This window comes from Streptomyces sp. NPDC005202 (genome assembly GCF_040608235.1).
Lineage (GTDB): Bacteria > Actinomycetota > Actinomycetes > Streptomycetales > Streptomycetaceae > Streptomyces.
The window spans coordinates 1-1,860 of record NZ_JBEXHW010000091.1; the positions used below are offsets into that span (position 1 = coordinate 1).

The window sequence follows — 1,860 nt, forward strand, 5'->3', positions numbered from 1 at the left end:
TCGCTTTCGCCGTCCTGCCCGTTGTGTTCCTTGGACGCTCCCCCTTTTGCGAGGCCGCCTCCTCGAGTGCGGCCAGGGTCTCCTCGCTGACCCGCCGCTCGCGGTTGCCCAGGAGGAGGCCGGGATCCCGCCCGGGGTGTGGATGGGGCGGGGTTTGCCCGCGCTCGGGCTCGCCTCGGGCGCGGTGGTGACGGGGCGCCAGGCGGAGCTGCTGTGCGGCGGGGGCAGGCACCCGGACGCTGACCGCATCGAGCGCGAGCTCCTGCACGCCGGCGAGAGCCAGGCCGTGGCGCGGCGGGCCACCGTCCTCGGTCGTCCTGTCGCCTCCGTCACCAGCCCGCTGCTCGCCCTCGATCTCGTCTTTCGGCCGCAGGCGAGCCTCGTGGTGCTGTGGGCGCTGGGGGATGAGAGGACGCGGCGGATCATCGCGCGTGCGCACGAGCGGGCCATCGCCGCGACGATCGCGTGGCTGGAGGATGAGGTCGCGGAGATCCGGTGGGGGAGCGGCGGCCGTCACCGTGCAAAGGCGCCGGCCCTCGTGGTGGCCCGCTTCCGGCACTTCGACAACCGCGACGGCTTCCCGCTCCTGCCCGACCACTGCCTGCCGTCCATCAAGGCGCAGCGCCCGGACGGGGCTTGGGGCAACCTCGACACGATGCGCCTGTATCAGCACGTCGTGGCGGCCGGGACGCTCTACACGCTCCTGATGACCGCGGAAGTCTGTGAGGAGCTGGGGCTGGCGACTGAGCCCTGCACGGTCACGCCGGGCCTGCGACCGGTGATGGAGATAGCCGGCGTCGACCGCGAGCTGATCGACTGGTCGGCCACGCGCCGGGAGCAGGTCCTTGCCGCGCTGGAGGGCCTCACCGACCAGTACGTCAGCGACCACGGGCGGCTGCCGGGGGAGCACGCCCAGCACGGCCTGGCGTGGTGGGCGGCGCAGGACACCCGCCGCGACAAGAAGCTGCTGGTCGGCCGGGGTTCGGGAGGGTAGCGAGCCTCTGGATCCCGCTGGTGATCACGTTGGCCCAGGGCCAGTGCCGGGCAAGGCGCAGGACGCGGCGTCGGCCGGTGGTGACGAGCTGGGCGGCGGCGGAGAACAGCCGCAGTCGCAGGCGGCGGGGTTCCCACAGCCGGGCTGTGCCGGCCAGCGCGAGCATGGGCATCCAGGTGAGCTGCCCCGAGTTTCGTAGAGTCCGGGCTTGGTTGGTTCAGGCGGACTGCGAGGCGGCTTCCTGTTGTCGCCACCAGGCGCGTTCGTACTCGACGGGTGGCACGTAATCGAGGGCGGAGTGGAGCCGCTCCTCGTTGTACCACGTGACCCACTGGAAGACCGCTCGCTCGACCTGGTCGAAGTCCTTCCAGGGGCCTTGCATCTCGATCAACTCGGCTTTGAAGGTGCCGCTGAGGGCTTCGGCCATGGCGTTGACGCTCCTATAGTTCGTCAAGCCGCTGAGGCGGGTTGTGTCCTTGCCTTGATCATCTGGTAGATCTCTCGGGTCAGGTAGCGCTTGAGGCAGCGGATGATCTCCTGTTTCGTCTTGGCTTCGGCCGTGCGACGTGCGACGTAGTCGATCGTGGGCTGGTGGAAGCGCATGCGGACGATCACCACCCGGTAGAGGGCGGAGTTCAGCTGCCGGTGGCCGCCGCGGTTGAGCCGGTGCCGGTTCGTCTTGCCGGACGTGACCTCATCCTCGTGGTCGTCGGTGTCGATGACGGCGGCCACGTGCAGGTCTTTGTGGGTGTCCACACCGCCGATGACGGTGCGTGAGGTGGGTGGGATGCTGGCCATGTCGGCCTCCTCGCGAAGGGAGCGCGGTGGGTCGGCGCGCGTTCACCGAGGCGGCGGACAAGACAGTG

Annotated in this window: 2 protein-coding genes and 2 pseudogenes; 1 reads left to right on the forward strand and 3 read right to left on the reverse strand. The window is 70.1% G+C overall.

The genetic code is table 11. The features are described 5' to 3' along the window. Positions 1–46 precede the first annotated feature (46 nt). Entirely contained in the window at positions 47–994 is a 948-nt protein-coding gene (gene mobF, locus ABZV31_RS38245; protein WP_355901490.1) for a MobF family relaxase, read from the forward strand. Here the strand turns inward: mobF and ABZV31_RS38250 are convergent. The 3 genes and pseudogenes from ABZV31_RS38250 to ABZV31_RS38260 all read right to left on the reverse strand — a co-directional run. Next, a pseudogene (locus ABZV31_RS38250) lies at positions 975–1,175 on the reverse strand (transposase); the annotation flags it as partial. The gene mobF and the pseudogene ABZV31_RS38250 sit on opposite strands and share 20 nt — an antisense overlap. Positions 1,176–1,211: 36 nt before the next feature. Then, positions 1,212–1,421, reverse strand: a complete 210-nt coding sequence (locus ABZV31_RS38255) for an integrase core domain-containing protein (RefSeq protein WP_355901492.1) — start codon at positions 1,419–1,421, stop codon at positions 1,212–1,214. A gap of 23 nt (positions 1,422–1,444) precedes the next feature. After that, positions 1,445–1,684, reverse strand: a pseudogene (locus ABZV31_RS38260) (transposase); the annotation flags it as partial. Positions 1,685–1,860 lie beyond the last annotated feature (176 nt).

What these genes read in the sequence shown, in the direction of transcription:
- ABZV31_RS38255 (WP_355901492.1), bottom strand. Translation starts at nt 1,421, where the DNA reads ATGGCCGAAGCCCTCAGCGGCACCTTCAAAGCCGAGTTGATCGAGATG.